Here is a 24,484-nt window from a genome sequence, read left to right on the forward strand (position 1 = left end):
CTAAAATCTGGATAATAATTATAACTTTTGTGTAAAACAGTACGTTAGGTCCAAATTTTATATTCTAGCTTGGTAGGTAAACAAGTTGTAATACCTTCCTTCTTTTTTAATAAGTTCGTCATGAGTACCTTGTTCTGCAATATGCCCATTTTCTATTACTAAAATTTGATTTGCTTTACGGATAGTACTAAGTCTATGTGCTATAACAAAAGTGGTTCTTCCTTCCGTTAAGGTTGCTAAACTTTTTTGAATTAACGCTTCACTTTCGGTATCTAAGTTAGAGGTTGCTTCGTCTAAAATTAGAATTTTAGGATTTGCTAAAATTGCTCTTGCTATGGCAATACGTTGACGTTGTCCGCCAGAAAGTTTTACACCGCGTTCGCCAATTAAAGTTTCTAAACCTTCATCAAAACGGTCTGTAAATTCGTTTACATAAGCAGCCTTTACAGCTTCTTGTAATTCTTCTTCAGAAGCATCTGGTCTTGGAAAAAGAATGTTATTACGTATGGTTCCTTCAAATAAAAATTCATCCTGTAATACAACCCCTAAATGCTGTCTAAAGCTATTTAAATTTATTTTAGACATATCATTACCATCAACCGTAATAGTTCCAGATTCTGGATTTAAAAAAGTTGCCGCCAATCCTGCTATGGTAGATTTTCCTGAGCCAGAGCTACCAACAAGAGCTACCACATTACCCTGTTTCACATCAAAGTTAATATTATGTATAACTTCTTTACCTTCTTCATAAGCAAAAGACACATTATTAAAAACAATATCTCCTTTAATAGTGTCTAAAACGTTAGTTCTATTTTCTTCATCAGACTCAGGAGTCATATTCATTAATTCCTCGGTACGGTCTAGACCTGCTAGAGCTTCGGTAAGTTGGCTGCCAATATTACTCATTTGCACAATGGGAGCAATCATTAAACCAAGTAAAAAAGTAAAGGTTAAGAAGTCTCCCAAGCTAAGTTCTGCTTGCATAATTTTATAACCACCAATCCCCATTATTCCTGTGGTTGCAATTCCTAATAAAAAGGTAGAAGCGCTTGTCATAAAAGCAGTAGCTGTTAAGCTCTTTTTTACGTTCTGGAATAGTTTTTCTACACCTTCTTCAAATATTTTGTTTTCTTGTTCTTCAGCATTAAAACCTTTAATAACACGAACACCACTAAGTGTTTCTGTTAGCCTACCTTTTACTTCGGCATTAATTTTTCCACGATCTCTAAAAACTGGTCTAATGACCTTAAAAGCTTTTAAAGCAACAACCGCAAAAATGGCTAAAGGAATTATAGTAAACAAAGTCATGCTAACACTAATTCGCAATAATAGTATAAGGGATACTACAGCTGTTATTGTTCCGCCAACTAGTTGTACTAAGCCTGTTCCTATAAGGTTACGTACCCCTTCTACATCGCTCATAATTCTTGAAACTAATGCTCCAGATTTAGCATTATCAAAAAAACGAATAGGAAGAGAAAGCACTTTTTTTTGTACTTGTGCTCTAAGTTCAGATATTAAATATTGTGCTTGTACACTTAGTATTTTAGTTAAAAGAAAAGAAGTAATTGCTTGTACTGTAATAGCCAAAATTACTGCCCCAACTAAAAGCTTTAAAAATTCAATATCCTTGTTAGGGATAATATCATCCATTAAATATTTAAGAGAAAGTGGTGCTACAAAACTTGCTGTTTTACTTATTACAATTAATAATAAACCAATAAACACCAATTTTCTTCGTGGCCAAATAATGGTTTTAAATGCGGAATAAATGCTAACTTTTTTAGCTGCCATAGTAATGTAATTACAAAAGTTTGCAAGGTAACTTAAAAAATGGAGAAGAGATGTTATGGAATACCTACGAGGTTAATTTTAAGTAAATATTAGCACTTATTCTTTTGTAATAATTAAAGTGGCTTTAGAACCTGAAGATAAGAGCCATTTATTAGCATAGATTAATTCCCCTTTATCATCATACACATTTATTTGTGCTGTATTAGGAGCAGAAGAACCATTGTTTAATGCTTCAAAATCTATTCTATTAAACCCTTTTTTTAAATCTACATTTACACCTTTAAAGGCACTAGTTAAAAGAATGTTTGGGTCTGCAACAACATCATTTACCCAAATTTTTACGCGATCACCATCTACATATTCATGATCACGACAAACAATACCTATAAACTTTCCATTGTTTTTTACATCTCCTAAATACTGATCTCCAAAAAAATCTTTAGAGCCTTCTTTAGGTTCTCTAGGGCCAACTTTGGGATCTATTTTAAGGTCGTGTCCTGCTTGCACTAATTCCCTTTCAGGTAGCATTTTTACAGGTCTACGACCAAGAGAATCTTTAATATTTATATCTGGTTGTTTGTTAATTACTGAAGGGATGTTTAATACGGGACCTTTACTTTTTGTATTATTTTCTTCGGCTTTTATACTTAATGGATTTTGGGTAGGTAAATCACTCTGTGCATTCCCAAACTGAAATATCAGAAGAAAAAAGAAAATAAAAAATATTTTATGCAGGGGTTTCATTAAAGTGTAAAATTTAAAACAAAGATAGCAAATACCCTGCCATTGCATGTTTTACAAATAGTTAAATACCACTATACTTTCTTTTTTTGTAAAAAAGTATAGTGGTAAAATATTTTAGTCATTTGTTTCTGGAGATAAGTATTTATAAACAACTCCTGCTAAGATTGCGCCAATTATGGGAGCTACCCAAAATAACCATAATTGCCCCATTGCCCAACCGCCATCTGCAAAAATAGCCTGACTTGTACTTCTTGCAGGGTTTACAGAGGTGTTTGTAACAGGAATACTAATTAAGTGAATTAGCGTTAAGCAAAGCCCTATTGCTAAACCAGCAAGATATTTTGGCGCTTTAGAATGTGTTGCTCCTAAAATTACAAATAGAAAAATAAATGTCATTACGATTTCTGTAATTAAAGCAGAAGCCATAGTGTAATTTCCTGGAGAATGTTCTCCAAAACCATTAGCTGCAAAGCCACCAACTTCAAAACCGGGTTTTCCAGTAGCAATTATATATAAAACTCCAGCACCAGTGATACCTCCTAGGACTTGAGCTATTATATATGGAATTAGCTCCTTGCTACTAAAGCGACCTCCAATCCATAAGCCAATCGAAACAGCAGGATTTAAATGGCACCCAGAAATATGCCCTATAGCGTACGCCATAGTTACAACAGTTAAGCCAAAAGCAAGAGAAACCCCTACAAAGCCAATACCTAATTCTGGGAAACCTGCTGCGAGAACTGCGCTACCGCAACCACCTAAAACTAGCCATAATGTTCCAATAAATTCTGCTACTAATTTTTTCATGTTTATTTATTTAAGTTAATGATTACTATATGTTTAGTGTACTTAAATATATGAAAATATAGTGTAACAATTGCAGTGTATAAAATAGTTGTTTGTATGGCTTTACGCGATAATCGAGATATAAATGCTTTGAGGCTTGCCTCGAAATCAAAATTAGTTTCCTAATAAATGCTCGTGGGCTTGCCCCGAGGTTGTTTACTCTCCTAGTTCTGTAATTTTCTTTTCGTAAAGTTTTTTACTTTCTACAACAGCAACATTAAGTTCTTGCATAATACCTTCTACTCTTCCTTCTATGCTTTTCATTTGATCATTAATATTATCAAAAGAGTTAAGAGCAGCAGCAACTTCTAAAGCTTTAACAACTTCTACAGCATCGCCATGTAATATTCTAAGTTTCCCTATAGCTTTAGAGGTGTTTTCTAAAGTGGCATTATATTTTGTTTTTGCCTTACTAATAGCATTTAATAATGTTTTTTTACTGGTTTCATCACTAAGACTATTGGTTTGTTTTTCCATTGCTCCAAAAAGATTAGAAGCTTTTGTTTTTAAGTCTTCATACTCTTTGTTAAGATTTTCTACGCGTTTATTTACTTTTTCCCAATCGCCATATACTTTTGCAAATTCTTTGTCTTCATTTTTTGTGTCTTCTAAAGCACTTTTTAAAGCATTTAATGACTCTAGTCCTTTGTTAACATTTTTGTTTGCGTTAGATTTTTTCTTTTCAAAAGTGGAAACTTGCGATTTAAACTTGTCTTTTAAACGTATTAAATCTTCTGGGCTTTTATTTTTCCAACAAGAAACAAATAATAAAGAAATTAGTACAATAAAGAATGATTTTTTAAGCATGGTTTGTGTTTTATTATTAAAGATTGCAAAGTTCGGTTAAAATAAATTAACAGGGCAAAATAGGTAATAGTACTAAAAATAATGAAGGTTGTTAGATCAGGGTAAGTAATCATTACATTGTTATATTGACAATAAACAGCTTATAAAATTATATTATTATAATAAAACAGCAATATTTTTTTTAAAAATGACAAATATCATATTCTTGGACTTAGATACTATCTAAATTTATTGTGAATAAAATTAGTGAGTTATGGAAGTCAAAAAAAACCCAAAAGCAGATTTAAATAGAGACAGTGGCCTCTTTTTTGTAATTGGCCTAACTATAGTATTGTTTGTAACTTGGAGAGCCTTGGAATACAAAACATATACTAAAGATGACATAATTGTTGAGATGCTTAATGTTGCAGATGATTTAGAAGAAGAAGTGCCGCAAACAAAAGAATTAAGAGCAGAATTACCACCCCCACCGCCTGCTGCTCCAGAAATTATAGAGATAGTAGATGACACAGAAGATATAGAAGAAACTATAATAGAAAGTACAGAGTCTAGCGAAAATACTATTGTAGATTCTCCAATACTAGATGTAGATGATGTTGAAGTAGGAGAAGAGGTAGAAGAGGAAATAGTAGTGCCTTTTGCAGTTATACAGAATGTGCCTATTTTTCCAGGATGCGAAAAGTATACTACAAATGCAGAACGTAAAAAATGTTTTGCAAAAGGAATACAAGCACATGTTGTAAAACAATTTACATACCCAGAGAGTGCTGCAGATATGGGTGTAAAAGGAAGAGTTTTTGTAATTTTTGCTATTAACAGCAAAGGGTATATAACTGGAGTAAAAACTAGGGGGCCGGACCCAAGGTTGGAGAAAGAAGCTAGCCGTATTGTTAGTACATTGCCAAGAATGACACCTGGAAAGCAAAGAGGAAAACCTGTTACAGTACCATATAGTATTCCTATAAATTTTATTTTAAAATAATAACATTAATGATTTTTTGCTTGGTATTGGGATATTTTTTGAGGGCCCTCTAAAACTATTCTAACTATTTGTAAAGTGCCATCTTCTTTTGTAGCAATTTGCCATTTTATTAAAACTATTTTTCCATTTTCAATTTCAATGCCAGTAATACTTCTAGGATGTACACAACTACCATCATTAAAAAAGGGAATGTCTCCTGGTTCTGGAAAACGGGGTCTATGCGTATGCCCAACAACAGTAATTTTTAGATTATTTTTTAATATCCATTTTTTTATTCTTTTCTCCACTTTTATAAGCTCGGTATAGTTTTTTGCCGGGCTTGTTGGGTCTGCTATGCCCCATATTTGCAGTGGTTTCCAAAGTACCCTTACAAGAAACCTACCCCAGCGCCAAAAAATATAATTCCACCAATCTGCTTGGTGTCCATGAGTTAAAAAAATCTCTTGATTAGTTTCTTTGTGTTTTAGAACAACGGCTTCATTGTATACAATGTCTTTAAAAAGTTCTTTGTCTTCTGCATCAATAGGTTCAAAATAACTAGACAAATGTTTTTTTACATATTCAGGGTCTTTATAAACCATATCATGGTTTCCCCAAATCATATGTAATCTATTAGTTAAATGAAATTTTTTAAGCAGTTTAAAAATACTTTTATGCGCTTCAAAAATAGATTTAAAATGTATGTTCTCCCATAATTCATCTCCATCTCCTAATTCACAATAATTAAACCCTTCTCTGTAATAATGACTTAGTGCATGGTAATATATATTTCTGTTGTTTGCAAAATCATCAGCAAAACTATTATCTCCTCTATGACAATCACTAAATAGTATAAATTTTGAAGAATCATCAAAAGGGACAATTTTCGCATTTTTATAAGCTTTTGTTAATCTAGAAAAAGAAGACATAGTATTAATTTTTAGATAAATATCCGAAAAACTAGGTAACAACACCCTTTTTAACATAGTTAAAACCTGTGTTTTTTGTAATTTTGTAAGTAAATAACCGACTCAAAGGGATATGATAAAAACTCTAGACAAGTTAATGCCAATAAAGCATGTTATTAGTTTTAACAAACTTTTAACGCATTATGAGGAAATAGAAAAAGGAGATGATGCATTTTTGTCTGCTAGAGCTTCTCATATTTTAAAGTCTCAAGAGCCATTTCCTGAGCTTAGAGATGGTTTTACAGATGTATCTCTCTTACTAAAACACAGAGATATTATAAAAAAAATATTACAGGATACCTTTTCTGAAGTATTAACAGGGAATGAAATAAAAGTAGCCTCTTTACCATACAATAACGTAATTTTTAATTCTTCTAAAAGGTTCCAGAATATACTAAGAGATGCTGGGGAAGATTACGAGCCATCTATAAGCAATATAGATAATGGTAATGATTATATTATGGCATGTATAGTTATTTTAAATTTTTACTATGGGTATAATTTAGATTTTAGAAAACCATTTTTTTATAATATACCGGATAAAAATGGTGTTATGCACCATTATAGAATACTTTACAATGCCGATTTTTTAGAACTATTGCCTACTGAGAAAGCTAAGGAAATTACTAGAAAAGATGTAGATGAGCTTTTGGCAAATCCTGATAATGTAGCGTTATGGATGGAGAAAATACCACCAGAAAGCTTTATTTCTAAAGGCTTTGTTATTTCTAATATGTTTGATGTTACTACGGAGCATTCTATATCTCAAATAAAATCACAATTAATAGCTAGTGATAAAAGAGGAAATGAAAATTTTATAGATAATTTACAAGAAATTTTTAGATCATTTTTTAGGTTACCCGATATAGAAGTAGGTTTTGTAGTATATAATTCTAGAGACAACCAATTAGAGCCAGTATATGGTAAAAATGTAAAGAGTTTTATATTAAACGGTATGAGGTCTGCAGAATGTAAAGATATACTATGCGAAGAGTCTTATTCTAAGCTACTTAATGAAAATAGCTACTTTACAATTCCTAATCTTGAAGAGTATAACAAAGCTACAAATGGAGCTGCACCATATGAGGTTCTTAATAAACAAGGAGTAAAAAGTGTAATTTTTGCACCAATTGCATCTGAAGGAGAATTGTTAGGTGTTTTAGAAGTAGTTTCTAATAAAAAGAATGTTCTTAATGGTGTTAATGCTAATAGGTTAGATGATATTATGCCCTTTATAGTATCTGCGGTAGTAAGATCTAAAAATGAAGAAGAAAATTATATTGACGCTATTATACAAAATGAATGTACCTCTGTACATTCTTCTGTGTATTGGAGATTTAGAGAAGAAGCAAAATTCTTTATTAAAGACCAATTAGAAGGTTTGCAACCTTCCTTTAAAGAAATTACATTTAAAGATGTATTTCCTCTTTATGGGCAAATAGATATAAAAGATTCTTCTAAAGCAAGAAATATAGCTATTCAAAAGGATTTACTTATACAACTTACACAAATTAGTAAGGTTCTTGAAAATACTTGGGAAAAATATAAATTACCAGTCTACGAGGAGTTATTGTTTAGAGTAACAAATCATTTAGATAGTATAAAAGAAATGCTCTACACCAATAGTGAGCAATCTATTTTTGATTTTGTTCAAGATGAAATAGTTCCAGTTTTTAATCATATTAAAAGTTTAGATAAAGATCTTGAAAAAAAGGTTTTAAAATATGAAAGCGGAATAGATTTAGAAACTAATTCATACTATGATCATAGAAAACAATATGATAATAGTGTAACTTTAATAAATAAGAAATTAGCATCTGTATTAGATAAAAAACAAGTAGAAGCACAAGAAATGTTTCCACATTATTTTGAGCGTTATAAAACAGATGGCGTAGAGCATAACATGTATGTTGGTGCTTCTATTTCTGAAGGTAAAGAGTATAATCATATATACCTTAATAACTTAAGATTGTGGCAATTACAGGTAATGTGTGAAATGGAAAATAAGCACTACCAATTAAAAAAGGAATTGCCGGTACCTTTAGATGCTGCCTCATTAATTTTAGTACATAATTCCTCTTTGTCTATAAGGTTTAGAATGGATGAGAAAAAGTTTGATGTAGATGGTACTTATAATGCACGTTACGAAGTAATTAAAAAGAGAATAGATAAATCTTACATTAAAGGAACAAATGAAAGGCTAACACAAACCGGAAAAATTTCTATTGTGTATTCTCAAAAGAAAGACGAGTTAGAGTATTTAAGATATATTAAGTTTTTAAAGTCTAAAGGATACTTTACAGATAAAGTAGAAATAGTAGACTTAGAAGGGTTACAGGGGGTTTCTGGTCTAAAAGCAATACGTGCAGAGATTTTATATAAAACAGATAAATCTTCCAAAAAAACATATACGTATGCAGATTTAATGGAAGAATTAAAAGAGTAATTAAAACTTTAATTTGCTACAGGCACAAAGTATTTAAAAGAAATAGCAAAGGCTAAAACAGATAATACCATACCAATCATAAAAATGGTATAGGTCCATCTTAAAATTTTGTACTTTTTATTTAAAACCAATCCAAGAAAATATAAATCTTTGGTTAAAGAAGAATAGATGTAATCTTTGTCTTTTACTAGCTCATTAATTGCCCATTCATATTGTTCTAATTTCATTTTATGAAAATTACCAAAAAACAAAAGGTTTACTTTTTTTTGTTTCACATCATCTTCGGTAAATTCTCCACTGGTAACATTAGGTCTAGTAGCTAAAACAGCCAAAACCATAGAAATTACACTAAAAATAACGAAAATTATGGTAGGGTAAATTAAATAACTATTAGAAGGGTTATCTAATTTAGGAATAAGATTAGATAGTGCTAAAGAAATAATAATAGCATTAACAGACAGTAAAATATTTGCTTTAGTATCTGCAATGTTACTTAGGGTTATATGGTTTTTTAACGTAACTCTATATAATGTTTGTATTCCTCTATCTGGGCTTTCACTCTTATAAGAAGCTTTTAATGCTTCTTTTTTTGCAATAGCTTTGTCTTGCTTTTTTTCTTTAATAAGTTTTTTTAAATTTTTGTCTTTTTTTGGCTGCCAATTTTCTATAGCATAATCTGTATAATACCTATGTTCATTTCTAAACATTTTAATATTTAGATTCAACCATTCTCTATAGGTGTATGTGGCAATGTTTAACAAACGAAGTTCTTCTCTTAAAAACTCAGAAGTTTCTAAATAACTACTTTGCGCAAAATGAGAAGCATCTGCATCTCTAAGAATTTTTTCTTGCAAAGTCTTAGGAACGGCTAAGCGCTGTGTTGCCATTATACACTGGCTAACTTTTTCTAATAGTTCTGTGTTATAGTTTTGGGTATTAAGAAAATCTCTTGCAATTTTGCAGCTATTTTCCTCATGGTTATCTTTACCTAAAGTATAGCCAGTATCATGTAACCATGATGCTAAAATTAGAACTTCTTTTTCAGTTTCAGATAAATCACTGGAATCTAATAATTCTTTAGTACTTTTAACCACTCGTTGGGTGTGGCGTAGATTATGATAAAGGTAATTGGTATCCAGTTTATTAGATAATAATTCTTCGACAAAATGTTGTGTTTTTTCAATTATTCCTGTCATAATCCTAAGCTATAATATTTTTACAAAGTACAAATTTTATATTGAAGAGCATAGTTATGAAAAAATATTACTTAGGATTACTATTTATAATACTTTTAGGAAGTTGTGCTACAAAAAAAGAAAAGTATGTTAGCAATGATAGTGCTATTGATGTAGCTACAAATAAAGAATTATCGCATACCTTTTATTTAATTGGAGATGCAGGTTTATCTCCAGAAAATAAGCTTAATCCAACCTTAAAACTATTTAAAGAAAGACTAGAAAAAGCAGAAGATAATAGCACCGTTTTATTTTTGGGAGATAATATTTACCCTGCAGGTTTACCAGATAAAGACAAAGATGTTAAAGGTCATAAGATTGCAAAAAATCATTTAGATGCACAATTAAAAACACTTTCTAATTATAAGGGCAATACAATTTTTATTCCTGGGAATCATGATTGGTATAATGATGGATTAAAAGGCCTAGAAAGAGAAGAAAAATACATACAAGATGCATTAAAGAGCAAAGAAGTTTTTTTTCCTGAAAATGGTTGTCCTATAGAAAAAATAGAGATTAATGAGAAAGTTGTAGTAATAGCAATAGACTCTCAGTGGTATTTAGCCAATTGGGATAAACACCCAACAATGAATGATGATTGTGAGATTAAAGACCGTGAAAAGTTTTTTCAAGAATTAGAAGGGTTAATTAAGAAGAATGAGGATAAAACCACCATAATAGCTATACATCATCCAATGTTTAGTTATGGTGTACATGGCGGGCAAACTTCTTTTAAAAAGAATATATATCCAGGACATACAAGAATTCCACTTCCAATATTAGGTTCTTTTATTAATGTTTTGCGAAGAACAACAGGGGCTTCTATGCAAGATATGAACAACCGTAAATACAGAGAGTTAAGAAAAAGGATAGTAACTTTAGCACAGTACTCTAATAAAGTTATTTTTGCTTCAGGTCATGAACATACCTTACAGTACATAGTAGAAGAAAACATACCTCAGATAGTAAGTGGTTCTGGGGCTAAAGAGGAAGCATCTAAGTTATTAAATGGCGCTAAATTTTCTACAGGAAAAAATGGATATGCAGTATTAGAAGTTTATAAAGATGGCTCTTCAAGAGTGCGTTATTATGGTATTTCTGAAAAAAACACAGAGAAATTTTTATATACTTCAGAAGTTTTGCCATCGCAAAGAAAAGAAAATAAAAGAGCATATAACACCTCTTTTCCTCCTTTAGTAGAAGCATCTATTTATAGTAAAGAAGAGGTGGAAAAATCTAAATTTTATACATGGTTTTGGGGAGAACGTTATAGAGATATTTACGGACAAAAAGTAGCAGCTCCTACTGTAAATCTAGACACACTTTTTGGAGGTTTAAAAGTAATGCGAAAAGGAGGAGGCCACCAATCTAAATCATTACGACTAGTAAATAGTAAAGGGCAAGAATATGTTATGCGCGCTTTACGTAAAAGTGCCGAAGTTTATTTGCAAGCTGCAGCTTTTAAAGACCAATATATAATTGGAGATTTTGAGGATACCTATGTACAAAAAACACTTTTGGATTTTTATACAGGTTCACACCCATATGCGCCATTTACTATTGGTACTTTGTCTGATGCGGTTGGTATATACCATACAAATCCTGTTTTATATTATATTCCTAAACAACCGGCAATTAAAGAGTATACAGATGAGTTTGGCGATGCGTTGTATATGATAGAAGAGCGCACAGATGATAATCATGGGGATAAAAAAAGCTTTGGTTTCGCTAATAAAATGAAAAGCACAGATGACTTACTTAAAAAGTTACGAAAAGATGAAGACTTTAAAATAGATAAACAAGCTTATGTAAAAGTTCGCCTTTTTGATATGCTTATTGGAGATTGGGATAGGCATACAGATCAGTGGCGTTGGGCAGAATTTAAGGATAAAGAAACAGGAGAAACTATATATAAACCTGTGCCTAGAGACCGCGATCAAGCTTTTTCTATAATGGGAGACGGTGCTTTTATGAGTTTCGCAACAAGAGCAATACCATCCTTAAGTTTAATGGAGGGTTTTAATAATGAAATAAGAAATGTAAAGGGTTTTAATGGCTCTCCTATGACATTTGCTTTAGATATGACTTTGTTGCCAGAAACAACCTTAGATTTATGGTTGCAACAAGCTAGATATTTACAAGAAAATATTACAGAAGAAGTAATAGATCAAGCTTTTTTAAATTTTCCGAAGGAAGTACGAGGAGAAAAAACAGAAGAATTAAAAAGCATTTTGCTTTCTAGAAAACAACATTTAATAGAAACTGCTAAAGCCTATTTTAATTTATTGAATAAATTTTCAACAATTACTGGGACAGATAAAGATGACTATTTTACGATTACAGGACAGGGAAGTAATAGTATAAAAGTAGAAGGGCATCGTATTAAGAAAGGAAAAAAGACAGATCAATTTTTTAGTAAAGTTTACAGTAAGTCTACCTCTAAAGAAATCTGGATTTATGGCTTAGATGATGATGATTATTTTGATGTAAAAAATATAACTAAAAGTATGCCTAAGCTTCGTATTGTTGGAGGTCAAAATAATGATATTTATGATGTAGTAAATAGTAAAGGAGTTTACCTTTATGATAATAAGCTTAAAAAAAATACTTTAAAAAGTATAAAGGGGGCTAAAGTACGTTTTACTACAGATTATGAAACTAATACATACCAGCCTATAAAATATAAAACTAGTAATAACCAATTAATTCCAATGGCAGGCTATAACCCAGATGATGGGTTTAGATTGGGCATCTCTAACACTTATGTTTATAACGGACTTAGACAAAACCCTTTTACAAGAAGGCATATATTAAACGCACAATTTTATTTTGCAACTAGTGGTTTTGATATTTTATATAAAGGGGAATTTGCAAATATATTTGGAAATGCAAATTTAGAAGTATTAGCAAAGTTAACTAGCCCAAATTTTAGTGTTAATTTCTTTGGTTATGGTAACGATTCAGAAAATTTAGATAATGATTTAGACTTAGATTTTAATCGTGTAAAATTAGAAACATTTAAAGCCGCTCCTTCCTTAGTTTGGAGGGGAGAACTTGGTTCAAAATTTAGAACAGGAGTTACCTATGAATCTATTGAGGTAGAAGAAACAGAAAATCGTTTTATAAATACATTTTTAACCTCTACTAATATTGATAATAGTAAAAGTTTTGTAGGAGTAGATGGGGAATATACCTATAGTAATATAGATAATAATGCGTTTCCAACTATGGGGATGGCAACATCATTACATGCAGGTTATACAACAAGTGTAGATGGTAAAGCGGAGAGTTATGGGTTTGTTATACCAAGTATTTCTTTTAATTATAAATTAGTTCCTAGTGGTAGTTTGGTATTTGCAACAAAATGGAAAGCTCATTTTAATATTGGAAATGGGTATGAATTTTACCAAGCAGCAAGTATTGGCGGTTTAGATGGGTTACGTGGTTTTAGAAACCAAAGGTTTACTGGGAAAACTGCTTATTATCAAAATACAGATATAAGATACAATTTAAGAACAATGAAAACAGGAATAATACCAATTACTATAGGGGTTTATGGTGGTTATGATTACGGTAGGGTATGGTTTCCTGGATTAAGTTCTAACCAATGGCATACTTCTGCAGGTGGAGGTTTTTTCTTAAATGCTTCAGATGTAGCCTCAGCTAGATTTGCTCTTTTTAATAGTGAAGATGGTGTCCGTTTCTCTTTTGGAATTGGGTTTGGTTTCTAAAAGTTATTTAAGTTTATAGGAATACATATTTCTTCCTGTAGGCCCTTTTTTTTCATCAGATAATAATAAGGTACTCTGATTTAAAAAACAAACAGATTCTAATTGGTTTGTAGATTCTAAATCTATAGTTTCTACTTTTCCTTTAGAAAAGTTAGCATCTTTAAAGTCGGTTATAATAAATAACTTTCCATAGCTTAATAAAACTAATTTAGAGCCATCTGGAGCTAAATCTGCAGAAGTTATCTGGCAGGTGTTCCAATCATTACAAAAGTTTAATGTATCTACTAATTGTGCTTTATGATTTCCGGCAATAGAAGGTATTTTATAAACAAAAGCTTCCCCATTAAATGGGTGAGCACGGTTTTTAGTTATTAAATATAAAAAGTTGTTGTAATAAAAAATAGCCTCAGCATCATAGAATAAATGGGTTTTTTTAGGAGGAAATTTTTCTTGTTCTGGATAATAAAAGTGTATTGCTTCAGCATTAATTTTATCTCCTTTTTCTATTTCAGGATTTGGGATTTTATAAATAACTAAATCTTTACGTTTATTTTCATTATTGCCAGTATCAGCAATATAAACATTGCCTTTATTGTCTTTAGTAAGATCTTCCCAATCTTTATTTTTTCGTTTTTTTACTTCTAGTGTTTTGGTAATTTTACCTTTAAAGTTTGTTTGATAAATTTTATTTTTATTTCCGCTATCTTCCACAAACCATGCATGAGTATCAGAGAAAGAAACAATACCGGAATTTTCGCTTAGTTCTTTTGGTAACTCCGTAATTAAAACTAGTTTGTCAGAATTATTGCAAGTATTTAAGCTAAAAATTGTAATAAGAAAAAGTAGAAACTTGAACATTGCATTGTTTTTTTAGGATAACATACCCAAAGTTAATTTATAAAAAAGAAAAGGGCTTTAGTTTCTACTTTGTTTAACATCAATTTATACAAGTTTGTGACAATTTTAGTTTTTAAATAATATGGTTTTTTAAGACAAATTCATTTTATAGACAACTAAAATAAAAATGGGATTAGTAAGTACACTTACTAATCCCATTTTTATAAAACTATTTTTATGTATTAGTTCCAAAACATAGCGTAAAGAGCTACTAAGACAATCATTACGGCAAAAGAACCAATAGTAAATAAAGACGATGTTTTAAATAGATCTCCAGAAAGGTTAATTCCTTTTTCATCGTCTTTTCCATTATTCTGCATATAACTTAATATAGCAATAACTAACATAGTTAATAAAGTAGTATATCCCATTTGATCCATGAAAGGAACATCAACAAATAAGGCACTTGTAGACCAACCATTAGGTGCTACTTTAAAGTACATAGCAATAGGAATAGAAACTAATGCCCCAATAATGGCAGCTTTGTTTGTTGTTTTTTTCCAGAATAGCCCTAAAAGGAAAACCCCAAGAATACCTGGGCTTACAATACCTGTATATTCTTGAATAAATTGAAAAGCTTGGTCTATACCTCCAAGTAATGGAGCCATAATAGAAGCTATAATTAATGCAACTGCAGCTGAAATTCTACCAACATTTACGGTTTTTTTGTCGCTAGCATTCTTGTCAATATATTGCTTGTAAATATCCATTGTAAAAATGGTAGATGTTGAGTTTAGCATAGATGCTAAAGAAGAAACAATAGCAGCAGCAAGTGCAGCAAAAGCAACACCTTTTAATCCTGTAGGTAAAAATTGTAATAACCATGGGTATGCTTTATCGGCTTGATCCAAGGAAGGTAAATTCTTTAAACCAGCTTCTCCAAGGCTTGCCAAAATTTCTGGGTCGTTAACCATTACATATGCAGCAATACCAGGTAAAACAACAATAACAGGTATTATTAATTTTAAAACAGCTGCCATAAGAATACCTTTTTGAGATTCTTTTAATGATTTAGCAGCAAGTGTTCTTTGTATAATGTATTGGTTAAAGCCCCAATAGTATAGGTTTGCTACCCATAAGCCACCAACTAATACTCCTATTCCAGGTAGGTTTTTGTATTGTGGGTTAGATTTATCTAAAATCATAGCAAACTTATCAGGAACAGCATTATATACAACTTTTACACCTTCTATAACTCCTTCTCCACCAGATACGGTATTTAAAGCAAGGTATGTAGTTACTAAACCACCTAAAACTAAAAATACTACTTGTATCACATCTGTCCATGCTACGGCAGATAATCCTCCGTATAAAGAATAAGCGGCAGCAAATAAAGCTAGTCCTATAACACCATAAACCATTGGTATTCCCATAATAGTTTCTAAGGCTAAAGAACCTAGATATAGAACAGAAGCTAAGTTTACAAAAACATAAAGAGCTATCCAGAATACAGCCAATATGGTTTTTAAGTTTGTAGAGAATCTTTTTTCTACAAATTCAGGAATTGTGTATAGTCCTTTTTCAATAAAAATGGGAAGAAAATATTTTCCAACTATAATTAAAGTAAGGGCTGCCATCCACTCATAAGAGGCTATTGCTAAGCCTAATGCAAAACCGGAACCAGACATTCCAATAAACTGTTCTGCAGAGATGTTTGCAGCAATTAATGATGCGCCAATTGCCCACCAAGGCAAAGATTTACTTGCTAAAAAATAATCTTCAGCGTTTTTTTGATGGCCTTTTTTATCACGAGATACCCAAAGACCCACTCCTAAAATTAATACAGCATATGCAGTAAAAATAAAATAATCCCAAAATTCAAATGCAGTGGTCATAATTTCTTGTTTGGTTGTTAAATTGTTTAAAAAATTATATAAGTGTTGAGGCTTATATAAAAGGGGTAATAAATGTACAATATACGGTTAATATTAATAATGGTAAAAATTAAGCGATTTAATTAACATATTGGTCTTTTTTTTAACTTTTTTAGTGTCAATTCATAATATCTAAGCTCTTTAATACAAAAACAAAGAGAAAATTACATGTGGAAGATTGTAAATCGCTAAAAATCAGTACTAATTATAAAATATTTTCTTTTAAAGAATGAATAAAAATAGTAAATTCTTATTTCTTCCTAACTAAAAAGTTCGGACTTTTACATCTCTGAATTTAAAGGAGTTTAAATACTTATTTTTAAATATATTTTATGCAAAATATTGGTTTTATTTTTGATTTAGATGGTGTTATTGTTGATACTGCTAAATATCATTTTTTAGCTTGGAAAAAACTAGCGAATGAGCTGGGTTTTGAATTTACCATAGAGCAAAATGAAATGTTTAAAGGGGTGAGTAGAAAGCGTTGTTTAGAAATACTATTAGATATAGGAAAAGTAACCGCAACACAAGAGCAATTTAATACTTGGATGCATGATAAAAATGTAGATTATTTAGCATATATAGAAAAAATGGATGCTTCAGAAATTCTTCCAGAAGTACCTAAAGTATTAGAATTTTTAAAGAAAAATAAAATACCAATAGCGCTTGGTTCTGCCAGTAAAAATGCAAGACCAATTCTAAAAAAAGTAGGTTTGTTAGCGTATTTTGATGCTATTTTGGATGGTAATAATGTAACTAAAGCAAAACCAGACCCGGAAGTATTTTTATTAGCGGCAAAGGAAATAAATATAGCTCCAGAAAATTGTATTGTTTTTGAAGATGCTGTTGCTGGTATTGCAGCAGCAAATAATGCAAAGATGACAAGTATTGGTATTGGCGATGCTAGTATTCTAGTAGAAGCTAAGTACAATTTTAAAGATTTTACAGAAATGTCTTTAGATTTCATTAAAGAATTAATAGGTAAAAAATGAATCAGGATTATATAAAATCAGACCATTGGTCTATCATAGAAGAAGGCTTTAATGCAGAAAGAGTAAAATCCTCTGAAAGCCTATTTAGTATTGGCAACGGAGCCATGGGGCAACGTGCAAATTTTGAAGAAAACTATTCTGGCGAAACTTTTCAAGGTAGTTATATTGCAGGAGTATATTATCCAGATAAAACACGAGTAGGTTGGTGGAAAAATGGATACCCAGAATATTTTGCCAAGGTTTTAAATGCACCTAACTGGATAGGGATAAATGTTTTTATAAATAATGAACCTTTAGATTTAAACACATGTAAAGAAATTTCCGATTTTAAAAGGGAGTTAAACATGCAAGAAGGTTGGTATAAAAGAACCTTTAAAGCTACACTACCCAATACTATTAAAGTAGAAGTTGCTATTACTAGGTTTTTAAGTTTGGATATAGATGAGGTAGGTGCAATTTCGTATTCCATAAAAGTAATAAACCAAGATGCTAATGTAAAGTTTGTACCATATTTAGATAGTGGTATAACAAATGAAGATAGTAATTGGGACGACAAATTTTGGAACACAACTGTAGTAGAGGACTTTGAAAATAGAGCTTTTATTACTTCTCATACCATGAAAACCAATTTTAAGGTATGTACTTTTATGCAAGCTAATGCAGTTTATAAAGACAATGAAATTATCGCAACTAAAGGAGATAGTTCAGAGACTTTTATAAGTGCAATTATAGAAAAAGAAGTAGAAAAAGGAGAAGAAATTACTTTATATAAGTTTGGTGGTTATACCGTTTCAACAAATCATGAGAATGGGAAATTACAAGAAGCTGCAAATATTGCTTTAGACAAAGCTTCTGCATTAGGGTTTCATAAATTATTAGAAAAGCAGAAAAATGCTTGGGCTAGTATTTGGGAAATGAGTGATATTTCTATCCTTGGCGACGTAAAAGCGCAACAAGCCATTCGTTTTAATATTTTTCAATTAAACCAAACATATTTAGGAACAGATTCTAGGTTAAATATTGGGCCAAAAGGTTTTACTGGAGAAAAATACGGTGGCAGTACCTATTGGGATACCGAGGCTTATTGTATTCCGTTTTATATGGCAACAAAAGACCAACAAGTTGCAAGAAAATTATTAAAATATAGATATAACCATTTAGAGAAAGCTATAGAAAATGCCAAAAAATTAGGTTTTGTAAAAGGTGCTGCCCTTTACCCAATGGTAACTATGAATGGCGAAGAATGCCATAACGAATGGGAAATTACTTTTGAAGAAATTCATAGAAATGGAGCCATAGCTTTTGCCATTTATAATTATTACAGGTATACGGGAGATTATAGCTATATCCCAGAAATGGGTCTAGAGGTGTTAATTGGTATTAGCCGTTTTTGGCAACAAAGAGCAAACTTTTCTTCTGCTAAAGAAAAGTATGTAATTCTAGGTGTTACAGGTCCTAATGAGTATGAGAATAATGTAAACAACAATTGGTATACTAACTATATTGCTAAATGGTGTTTAGATTTTACTACAGCACAACTGCAAAAAGTAAAAGAAGAATACGCAGAGGAGTATGCTAGAATTATAGATAAAACTGCGGTATCAGATGCAGAGATTAAGGATTGGAAAACGGTTGCTGGTAAAATGTATTTCCCATATTCAGAAGAAAATAATGTTTACTTACAACAAGATGGTTTTTTAGATAAAGAATTAATAAAAGTATCTAATTTAGATACATCTCAAAGACCAATTAATCAAAAATGGAGTTGGGACAGAATTTTACGTTCACCCTATATAAAACAAGCAGATATTTTACAAGGTTTTTATTTCTTTGAAGACCACTTTACACAAGAAGAACTAGAGAAACATTTCGATTTTTACGAGCCATTTACAGTACATGAATCCTCCTTGTCTCCATGCGTGCATAGCATACAAGCTGCTAAATTAGGAAGAATGGGGCAGGCATATAACTTTTATTTACGTACATCCCGTTTAGATTTAGACGACTATAATAAAGAAGTAGAAGAAGGTTTGCATATAACCAGTATGGCAGGTACTTGGATGAGTATTGTAGAAGGTTTTGGTGGTATGCGAATACAGGATAACGCCCTTTCATTTATACCACAAATTCCAGAACAATGGTCTTCGTATTCTTTTAAGCTTAACTTTAGAAACACCATTATTACAGTTACGGTAAATACTAAAGAAACAAGCTTTAGTATTTTAGGAGATCAAGAAGTTACTATACAAGTGAATCATAAAAAGGTAGTACTTATTCCCGGAGAAGTAGTAAAAGTTACTAATTAGTATAACCACATGGCAAAGAGGAAAAAAGCAACAGTATATCAAGTTTTTACTAGGTTATTCGGGAATACAAATACTACGAATAAACCTTGGGGAATTATAGAAGAAAATGGTGTGGGTAAGTTTAATGACTTTACCACAAAAGCATTAAAAAGCATTAAGGATTTAGGAATTACCCATATTTGGTATACAGGAGTGCCACACCATGCTGTAATTAAAGATTATACTAAATACGGAATTTCTAATGATAATCCAGAAGTTGTTAAAGGTAGAGCAGGTTCTCCTTATGCAGTTAAGGATTATTATAATGTAAACCCAGATTTGGCAATAAATCCAGAAAATAGGTTAGAAGAATTTAAAGCTTTAATAGACCGTTCTCATAAAGCAGGATTAAACGTTATTATAGATATAGTGCCAAACCATGTGGCTCGCAATTATAAAGGAGAAACTAATCCAGATGGGATTGTAGATTTTGGTGCAAATGATGATACTTCTGTAGAATATCATAAGAATAATAACTTTTATTACATTCCTGGGGAGGAGTACAAATCGCCAAACTGGAAAGACGGACTTTTACCTTTAGGAGGAGAAATTCCAGAAGATAAAATAGAACCCTTTAAAGAGGTTCCTGCCAAGTGGACAGGTAATGGGTCTCGTTTAGCACAGCCAAACATAAATGATTGGTATGAGACCGTAAAAATAAATTATGGAATAAGACCCGATGGTACGTATGATTTTGATACGTTACCAGACTATTTTTTTCATAAAAATTACGAGGAACATTATACATTTTGGAAAAATAAAGAGGTGCCAGATTCTTGGATAAAATTTAAAGATATTGCCTTATACTGGCTAAATTTTGGTGTAGATGGTTTTAGGTATGATATGGCCGAAATGGTTCCAGTAGAGTTCTGGAGCTACCTAAACTCCCACATAAAAATGCAAAAAAATGATGCTTTTATCATGGCAGAAGTGTATAATCCAGATTTATATAGAGATTATATTCTCCTTGGGAAAATGGATTATTTGTATGATAAAGTAGAGCTCTATGATGGTCTTAAACATATTATGAAAGGCTATGGCTGGACAGACCATATCGCTGTAGTTCAAAATAATCTAAAAGATATTGAGCATAACATGCTTCATTTTTTAGAAAATCATGATGAGCAAAGAATAGCAAGTCCAGAATTTGCAGGTAAAGCAGAAATAGGAAAACCAGCTATGGTAGTTTCTGCAACATTGAGTACTTCACCAACTATGCTTTATTTTGGACAAGAAGTAGGGGAGCCAGCAAAAGAAAATACAGGTTTTGGAAGCGCTTCTAGAACCTCAATTTTTGATTATGTAGGAGTCCCAACTTTTCAAAGATGGGTAAACAATAAAAAGTTTGATGGCGGGCAATCTACAAAAGAAGAAAAAGAACTAAGAGATTTTTATAAAAGACTATTAAATGTTACTATAAACAGTAGTGCTTTAATGGGGTTTTATCAAGAAATACATTTTTATAATAAAGAAACTACTAAAGATTATGATCATCGCATATTTTCTTTTGTACGTTGGGATAAAGAAGAAAAACTGCTAATTGTTTCTAATTTTGATGCAGAAAAAACCTATAATTTAGATTTAAAGCTGCCAGAAAGTATGGTAACTTCTTGGGGTTTAACAGATGATACGTATGAACTTGTAGAAAAACTATACGGAAAAATTAAACCTCCTTTAGAAGTAAAAAATAAAGAAGGTCATATTAAAATAGAATTACTTCCATTAGAATCTTTTATCTTTCAGCTTCAATAAACAATATAAAACAGATGTTAAAATATTGGTTTAACCTTGTTTTATTATTTTCATTTAGCTGTATACCAATGAATAAACCTTTAGTGATAGGGCATCGTGGCGCCATGGGTCACGAAACCGAAAACACCATAGCCTCTATTAATAAAGCCCTAGAGATGGGGGTAGATATGATAGAGATTGATGTTTTTAAAATTAAAAGCGGAGAAATTGTTGTTTTTCATGATGATACTTTAGAAAGACTAACCAATGGAAAAGGGAATATAGAAGAGTATACTTTAACAGAGTTAAATAAACTTACTGTAATAGGAAATCATAAAATTCCATTGTTAACAGATGTCTTAGAAACAATAGACGCACAAGTACCTTTAAATATAGAACTTAAAGGGGCTAATACCGCCAAAGATGTTACTACTATTGTTTTAGAATATGTAAAAGATAAAGATTGGATATTAAACGATTTTATTATTTCTAGTTTTAATTGGGAAGAGTTAAAAATAATGCGAGATACCAATAGTAGTATTCGTATAGCAGTTTTAACAGAAGAAACCCCAGTAGCTGCAATCCCAATAGCAAAGGAGTTACATGCAGAAGCAATTAACCCTAATTTTAAAATGTTATCCTTAGAAATAGCAAATACTATAAGAGATGCAGGTTTTAAAATTTATACTTGGACAGTAAATAGTCCGAACGATATAAATTTGTCAAAAAGATGGGCTGTTGATGGTATAATTACGAACTTTCCAGAACGAGTTAACTAATGTTTGATGTTTTAATAATAGGAGGCGGAGCTTCTGGCTTTTTTGCTGCCATACATATTGCAGAAAATAACCCTAATCTAAAAATAGGAATCCTAGAGAAAGGAAAAGATGTTTTATCTAAAGTAAGAATATCTGGTGGAGGTAGATGTAATGTTACACATGCCGAGTTTGACCCAAAAGAATTATCCAAGAATTACCCAAGAGGAGAAAAAGAAATTTTAGGGCCTTTTCATACCTATTGTAGTGGAGATACCGTGGGTTTCTTTTCAGAAAAAGGGGTTAATTTAAAAATAGAAGAAGATGGCAGAATGTTTCCAGAATCTAATTCTTCACAAACTATAATAGATTGCTTTTTAACCGAAGCCACCAAACTTGGAATCAAAATTATTACACAAAATGCTGTGGTAAATTTAGAAACCTTACCACAAGAAAAAGGTTGGAAAATAACTTGTGTTAAAGAAATTTTTGAGTGTAAAAAATTACTAATTGCTACAGGTAGTAGCCCTAAAATATGGTCTATTTTAAAAGGACTTGGGCATAAAATAGTGCCTCCAGTTCCATCCTTATTTACGTTTAACACAAAAGATAGTCGTATTTCTAATATCCCAGGAGTAAGTACAAATGCAAAAGTAAAAGTAGTATCTAAAAATAAGGTTTCTACAAAGATTACGGTACCTTTAAAAAGTGCTCCAAAACAAGAAACTTTATTAGAGACTGAGGGTCCAGTATTAGTTACACATTGGGGATTAAGTGGCCCAGCAATTTTAAAATTATCGGCTTGGGGAGCAACTATTTTAAACAATTTTGATTATAAGTTTATGATTGTCGTAAATTGGTTGCCAGATTTTCATGAAGGGGCTATTGTAGATTATTTAATGCAGATAAAAGAGGTAGAAGCAAAAAAAACTATCCTTAGAACAAAAGCTGTAGAGCTTCCTCGCAGACTTTGGGTTAATCTTGTAAAAGCATCAGGAATTAACGAGACCTTAAAATGGGCAGATGTTACTAAGAACCAATTACAACTTTTAGCGGATCAATTAACGAACTGTAAAATAAAGGTTGATGGTAAAAGTACCTTTAAAGAAGAGTTTGTAACTGCTGGCGGGGTAGATTTAAAAGAAATAAATTTTAAAACCTATAAAAGTAAAAATTTGCAAAACTTGTATTTTGCTGGCGAAGTAATTAATGTAGATGCTATTACTGGAGGGTTTAATTTTCAGAATGCATGGACTAGTGGGTATATTGCAGCGCAAGGAATTACATCAGAATTTTAAAAATATGAAAACCTATATAGCTTTACTTAGAGGAATTAATGTAAGTGGCAAAAAGAAAATTATAATGGCCAATTTGCGACTTCTTTTAGAGAAAAATGGTTTTAATAATGTACAAACCTATATTCAGAGTGGCAATATTGTTTTTAACACATCAGAAGAAAATAAAAGTAAATTAGAAGATAGAATAGCAGAAATAATTAAGAAAACCTATGATTTTGAGGTTCCTGTGGTAGTAAAAACAGGAGAAGAAATACAATATATACTTACAAATAACCCATATAAAAACCCGGAAGATTTAAATAGTAATAAAATTTACTTTGTCTTATTAAAAGAAGAATCAAAAGACGAAAATAAAGCAATATTAAACGCTATTTCTTTTGCAAATGAGACTTTAGTAATTACTCCTAACTGTGTGTATTTAAGATGTGCTTTAGGAGCAGGTAAAGCTAAGTGTACCAATAATCTAATAGAGAAAAAGCTTAAAGTATCTGCAACTACTAGGAATTATAAAACAATGCTAAAATTGCAAGAGATGGCATTAGTTTAATTCCCATATTTTATAATTTAAGATGGTAGCAAAACTTACCCAAATTATATAGGGTATAAGCATGTAAGCAGCAGTTTTGTTTACAATTTTAAACCACTTAAAAGTAATTAGAAGCATAATTACTAGTGCAATAATTATAAAAAGAGCCCATAATGGCTGTTTTAGTCCAAAAAAAACAATACTCCACAAGGCGTTTAATAATAGTTGAAAACCAAAGTGATATAGGGCAGTTTTTACCCATATATGATAAAACCCTCTTGCCCAAACCAAACCAGCAGATATTCCCATTAAAATATAAAGAATTGTCCATACAGGAGCAAATATCCAGTTAGGAGGGTTAAAGCTAGGTTTGTTTAAAGTAACATACCAATCATTCACGGAACTTTGCGTGGCAAAACTCGATAAAAAGCCTATTATAAGACAAAGCAGAACGCTAATTGCAATATAAAGTAGTTTCTTTTTCATATGGGATTGGTTATGTCTAAAATAGTAATTTATTTTAACTAGTTGCCA

The 24,484-nt window shown here is 31.3% G+C and carries 18 protein-coding genes; 9 read left to right on the forward strand and 9 right to left on the reverse strand.

All coding sequences use genetic code 11. The features are described 5' to 3' along the window. Positions 1-57: 57 nt before the first annotated feature. The 4 genes from CLV91_RS05980 to CLV91_RS05995 all read right to left on the reverse strand — a co-directional run bounded on the left by CLV91_RS05980 (position 58) and on the right by CLV91_RS05995 (position 4,191). Positions 58-1,794: an ABC transporter ATP-binding protein gene (locus CLV91_RS05980; RefSeq protein ID WP_121064936.1), complete on the reverse strand. Its 1,737-nt coding sequence runs from the start codon at positions 1,792-1,794 to the stop codon at positions 58-60. 96 nt (positions 1,795-1,890) lie between these two features. Next, positions 1,891-2,538 (reverse strand): hypothetical protein, encoded by a 648-nt coding sequence (locus tag CLV91_RS05985; protein WP_245987149.1) that lies wholly within the window; start codon positions 2,536-2,538, stop codon positions 1,891-1,893. Positions 2,539-2,652: 114 nt separating this feature from the next. After that, complete coding sequence (aqpZ, locus tag CLV91_RS05990) at positions 2,653-3,345, reverse strand: aquaporin Z (RefSeq protein WP_121064938.1); 693 nt, start codon at positions 3,343-3,345, stop codon at positions 2,653-2,655. A gap of 195 nt (positions 3,346-3,540) precedes the next feature. After that, positions 3,541-4,191, reverse strand: coding sequence for a hypothetical protein (locus CLV91_RS05995; RefSeq protein ID WP_121064940.1), 651 nt, complete (start codon positions 4,189-4,191; stop codon positions 3,541-3,543). A gap of 253 nt (positions 4,192-4,444) precedes the next feature. Here CLV91_RS05995 and CLV91_RS06000 point away from each other — a divergent pair, with 253 nt between their 5' ends. Continuing rightward, complete coding sequence (locus CLV91_RS06000) at positions 4,445-5,173, forward strand: energy transducer TonB (RefSeq protein ID WP_121064942.1); 729 nt, start codon at positions 4,445-4,447, stop codon at positions 5,171-5,173. 5 nt (positions 5,174-5,178) lie between these two features. Here the strand turns inward: CLV91_RS06000 and CLV91_RS06005 are convergent, their stop codons facing one another. Then, positions 5,179-6,081 (reverse strand): metallophosphoesterase, encoded by a 903-nt coding sequence (locus tag CLV91_RS06005; protein WP_121064944.1) that lies wholly within the window; start codon positions 6,079-6,081, stop codon positions 5,179-5,181. A gap of 112 nt (positions 6,082-6,193) precedes the next feature. On the opposite strand from CLV91_RS06005, the gene CLV91_RS06010 reads away from it, so the two are divergent. Next, positions 6,194-8,566 carry a GAF domain-containing protein gene (locus CLV91_RS06010; protein ID WP_121064946.1) on the forward strand — a complete coding sequence of 791 codons (2,373 nt, stop codon included), beginning with the start codon at positions 6,194-6,196 and terminating at the stop codon, positions 8,564-8,566. Positions 8,567-8,574: 8 nt separating this feature from the next. Here CLV91_RS06010 and CLV91_RS06015 read toward each other — a convergent pair whose 3' ends face one another. Continuing rightward, positions 8,575-9,762, reverse strand: coding sequence for a Pycsar system effector family protein (locus CLV91_RS06015; RefSeq protein ID WP_121064948.1), 1,188 nt, complete (start codon positions 9,760-9,762; stop codon positions 8,575-8,577). A 56-nt stretch (positions 9,763-9,818) separates the two neighbouring features. On the opposite strand from CLV91_RS06015, the gene CLV91_RS06020 reads away from it, so the two are divergent. Continuing rightward, a complete protein-coding gene (locus CLV91_RS06020; protein ID WP_121064950.1) occupies positions 9,819-13,532 on the forward strand; it encodes a metallophosphoesterase in 3,714 nt (1,237 codons plus the stop codon). A gap of 3 nt (positions 13,533-13,535) precedes the next feature. On the opposite strand, the gene CLV91_RS06025 is transcribed toward CLV91_RS06020, so the two are convergent. Both CLV91_RS06025 and CLV91_RS06030 read right to left on the reverse strand, forming a co-directional pair. Beyond that, entirely contained in the window at positions 13,536-14,390 is an 855-nt protein-coding gene (locus CLV91_RS06025; RefSeq protein WP_121064952.1) for a hypothetical protein, read from the reverse strand. Positions 14,391-14,611: 221 nt separating this feature from the next. Next, positions 14,612-16,264: a sodium/sugar symporter gene (locus CLV91_RS06030; protein ID WP_121064954.1), complete on the reverse strand. Its 1,653-nt coding sequence runs from the start codon at positions 16,262-16,264 to the stop codon at positions 14,612-14,614. A 371-nt stretch (positions 16,265-16,635) separates the two neighbouring features. On the opposite strand from CLV91_RS06030, the gene pgmB reads away from it, so the two are divergent. The 6 genes from pgmB (at position 16,636) to CLV91_RS06060 (ending at position 23,971) form a co-directional block, all read left to right on the forward strand. Then, on the forward strand, positions 16,636-17,295 hold the full coding sequence (gene pgmB / locus CLV91_RS06035; RefSeq protein WP_121064956.1) for a beta-phosphoglucomutase: 660 nt from the start codon (positions 16,636-16,638) through the stop codon (positions 17,293-17,295). Beyond that, positions 17,292-19,601: a glycoside hydrolase family 65 protein gene (locus tag CLV91_RS06040; protein WP_121064958.1), complete on the forward strand. Its 2,310-nt coding sequence runs from the start codon at positions 17,292-17,294 to the stop codon at positions 19,599-19,601. The genes pgmB and CLV91_RS06040 overlap by 4 nt, the downstream gene beginning before the upstream one ends. A gap of 9 nt (positions 19,602-19,610) precedes the next feature. Beyond that, the gene (locus CLV91_RS06045; protein WP_121064960.1) at positions 19,611-21,392 is read left to right on the forward strand and encodes an alpha-amylase family glycosyl hydrolase; all 1,782 of its coding nucleotides are present in this window, start codon (positions 19,611-19,613) and stop codon (positions 21,390-21,392) included. Between the two features lie 68 nt (positions 21,393-21,460). Continuing rightward, positions 21,461-22,150 carry a glycerophosphodiester phosphodiesterase gene (locus CLV91_RS06050; RefSeq protein WP_245987150.1) on the forward strand — a complete coding sequence of 230 codons (690 nt, stop codon included), beginning with the start codon at positions 21,461-21,463 and terminating at the stop codon, positions 22,148-22,150. Further along, the gene (locus CLV91_RS06055; RefSeq protein WP_121064964.1) at positions 22,150-23,424 is read left to right on the forward strand and encodes a BaiN/RdsA family NAD(P)/FAD-dependent oxidoreductase; all 1,275 of its coding nucleotides are present in this window, start codon (positions 22,150-22,152) and stop codon (positions 23,422-23,424) included. Before CLV91_RS06050 ends, CLV91_RS06055 begins: the two co-directional genes overlap by 1 nt. A 4-nt stretch (positions 23,425-23,428) precedes the next feature. Next, positions 23,429-23,971: a DUF1697 domain-containing protein gene (locus CLV91_RS06060; protein ID WP_121064966.1), complete on the forward strand. Its 543-nt coding sequence runs from the start codon at positions 23,429-23,431 to the stop codon at positions 23,969-23,971. Here the strand turns inward: CLV91_RS06060 and CLV91_RS06065 are convergent. Further along, on the reverse strand, positions 23,963-24,436 hold the full coding sequence (locus tag CLV91_RS06065; RefSeq protein ID WP_121064968.1) for a TspO/MBR family protein: 474 nt from the start codon (positions 24,434-24,436) through the stop codon (positions 23,963-23,965). The two genes, CLV91_RS06060 and CLV91_RS06065, sit on opposite strands and share 9 nt — an antisense overlap. Between the last annotated feature and the right edge of the window lie 48 nt (positions 24,437-24,484).

Source organism: Maribacter vaceletii (assembly GCF_003634105.1).
GTDB lineage: Bacteria > Bacteroidota > Bacteroidia > Flavobacteriales > Flavobacteriaceae > Maribacter_B > Maribacter_B vaceletii.